We start from the raw sequence: 2,096 nt of genomic DNA on the forward strand, positions 1-2,096 counted from the left end.
GCCCGAGCAGGGCAGTGTCGCTGAGGATCACCCGGTCCGGCCGATCTTCGTCTGGGGCGCGCCGGGTTCCGGTGTGGAGCGGGTGGTGGAAGTGATGGCCGCCGGCAGCCCGGTGCTGCGTGCCGACCGCTTCGGGCCGAACCCGCCCGACGATGGCTTCCAGAATTTCCATACCCTGCAGCGTCTGGCCACCGACGAACTCACCCCCGGGCAGCTGGTGCAGCAGTGGCGTGAGCAGCTGCCGGCGCGTGGCATCAGCGACGGCAACGTGATCGACTGGCTGCTGTGGTGGGACAACGCGCTGCTGTGGGCGCTGCGCCCGCAGTTGCCCGAAGGCCGGCTGGTGGTGGTGGTGCGCGATCCGCGCGACATGCTGGTGGAATGGCTGGCGCTGGGGGCACCGGCACCGCTGGCGGTGAATTCGGCCAGCGAGGCGGCCCAATGGCTGGCGCGTTCGCTGGAGCAGGTGGTGCAGCTGCACGAGCAGGAGCTGTACACCCACCTGATCGTGCGTACCGACGATGCGGTCAACGACCCGGCGGCGATGGGCGCGCTGCTGGAACAGGCCTTCGGCCTGCGTTTCCCGCCGGTGCGCAGTCTCGGACCGACCACCCTCGCTGCCGGCCACTGGCGCAAGTACGCGCAGGTGCTGGCCGGCGAGTTCGCCAAGCTGACCCCGGTCGCGGTGCGGCTGGGTTATCCCGAAGTCTGAGCGACAGGAGCACGCATGAAACTGGACAGCCAGAGTTTCCACAACGGCCAGCCGATTCCGGCCGAATTCGCCGCCGGCGATGCCACCGGTTTTGCCGGCAACCGCAATCCGCAGCTGGCCTGGCGCGAGGTGCCCGACGGCACACGCTCGTTCGTGCTGCTGTGCGTGGACCCGGATGTACCGACGGTGGCCGAGACCGTCGGCCGCAGCGACATGACCGTGCCGCTGGACCAGCCGCGCGGAGAGTTCGTGCACTGGGTGATGGTGGATATCCCCGCGCAGCTGCGGGAGATCGCCGCCGGCAGCTGCAGCGAAGGCTTCAGCGTGGGTGGCAAGGCGCAGCTGGCCGGTCCGGCCGGTGCCCGTCAAGGTCTGAACGACTACACCGGCTGGTTTGCCGGGGACGCGCAGATGGGCGGCACCTACCGCGGCTATGATGGCCCGTACCCGCCGTTCAACGACGAGCGGCTGCACCGCTACTTCTTCCGCCTGTTCGCGCTGGATATCGCGCAGCTGCCGGTGGACGGCGATTTCACCGCGGCGCAGGTGCTGCGGGCGATGCAGGGCCATGTACTGGCCGAAGCCAGCGTGCATGGCACCTACACGCTGAACCCGGCACTGGGCTGAGGCGGCGCAGCGGCAAAAGAAAAGGGCGCCGCAAGGCGCCCTTTCTGTATCGGCCGGTGGTTACGGCTTGACCTGTTCCGAGCCGACCACCATGTCCAGCACATAGGCCTGCGAGGCGCCATCGGCCGGCGGGTTCTTGACCTCGTAGCGCTTCACGCGCAGCACATTGCGCACGCCCGGCTGATGGGTGTAACCCTCGATGTTGCCGTAGAAGTTCTCCCAGGCGCCGCGCTGGCCCTGTTCCAGGCCCTGGTCGTCGTACTTCACTTCACGCACCTGCAGGCAGGTGGCGTCCTTCATCAGCGGGTGGGAGCACGGCTTGCTCTGCGCGTCCACTTCCAGGAACACCGTCTCGCCCTGGCCGCCGTAACGGGTTTCCGCGGTGGGCGCGCCGGCAAACACCAGCACATCGCCGCTGGCGGTGACCAGGGTCAGCTTGCTGGCATCGAGCGAACGCACGGTCAGCTTGCCGCCCTGCAGGCGCTCGCTCACCAGCCCATCCAGCGCCATCAGCTCCGGCTCGCAGGCCATGTTGGTGGACATCAGGCTGCCCATGGACAGCGCGTCCCCTTCCAGCGTGTAGCTGCCGCCCAGGCCGTTGCAGGTGTTGCTGACGGCGACGCGGCCGTCGGTGAAGTCCAGCGTGACCGGCTTGTCGGTGCGTACGAACAGGCCATCGATGCGCTTGCCACTGGCGTCGGTCGCGGTTTCCAGCGTCCAGTGGCGGGTGCCCAGCAGGGCGCCGTCGATGCCGGCG

General features: G+C 68.7%; 2 protein-coding genes and 1 pseudogene. 2 read left to right on the forward strand and 1 reads right to left on the reverse strand.

Annotation, left to right across the window (positions count from 1 at the left end; genetic code table 11):
* Both JCM9942_RS14545 and JCM9942_RS14550 read left to right on the forward strand, forming a co-directional pair.
* A pseudogene (locus tag JCM9942_RS14545) lies at positions 1-712 on the forward strand (tetratricopeptide repeat protein); the annotation flags it as partial.
* Positions 713-727: 15 nt separating this feature from the next.
* The gene (locus JCM9942_RS14550; protein ID WP_054660544.1) at positions 728-1,339 is read left to right on the forward strand and encodes a YbhB/YbcL family Raf kinase inhibitor-like protein; all 612 of its coding nucleotides are present in this window, start codon (positions 728-730) and stop codon (positions 1,337-1,339) included.
* Between the two features lie 60 nt (positions 1,340-1,399).
* Here JCM9942_RS14550 and JCM9942_RS14555 read toward each other — a convergent pair.
* The coding region (locus JCM9942_RS14555; RefSeq protein WP_054660546.1) for an META and DUF4377 domain-containing protein at positions 1,400-2,096 on the reverse strand (697 nt) is incomplete at its 5' end.

It is taken from the genome of Stenotrophomonas pictorum JCM 9942 (assembly GCF_001310775.1).
GTDB lineage: Bacteria > Pseudomonadota > Gammaproteobacteria > Xanthomonadales > Xanthomonadaceae > Stenotrophomonas > Stenotrophomonas pictorum.

Excerpts from the sequence above, each read along its gene's own strand:
- JCM9942_RS14550 (WP_054660544.1), top strand. The coding sequence starts at position 728 with ATGAAACTGGACAGCCAGAGTTTCCACAACGGCCAGCCGATTCCGGCC.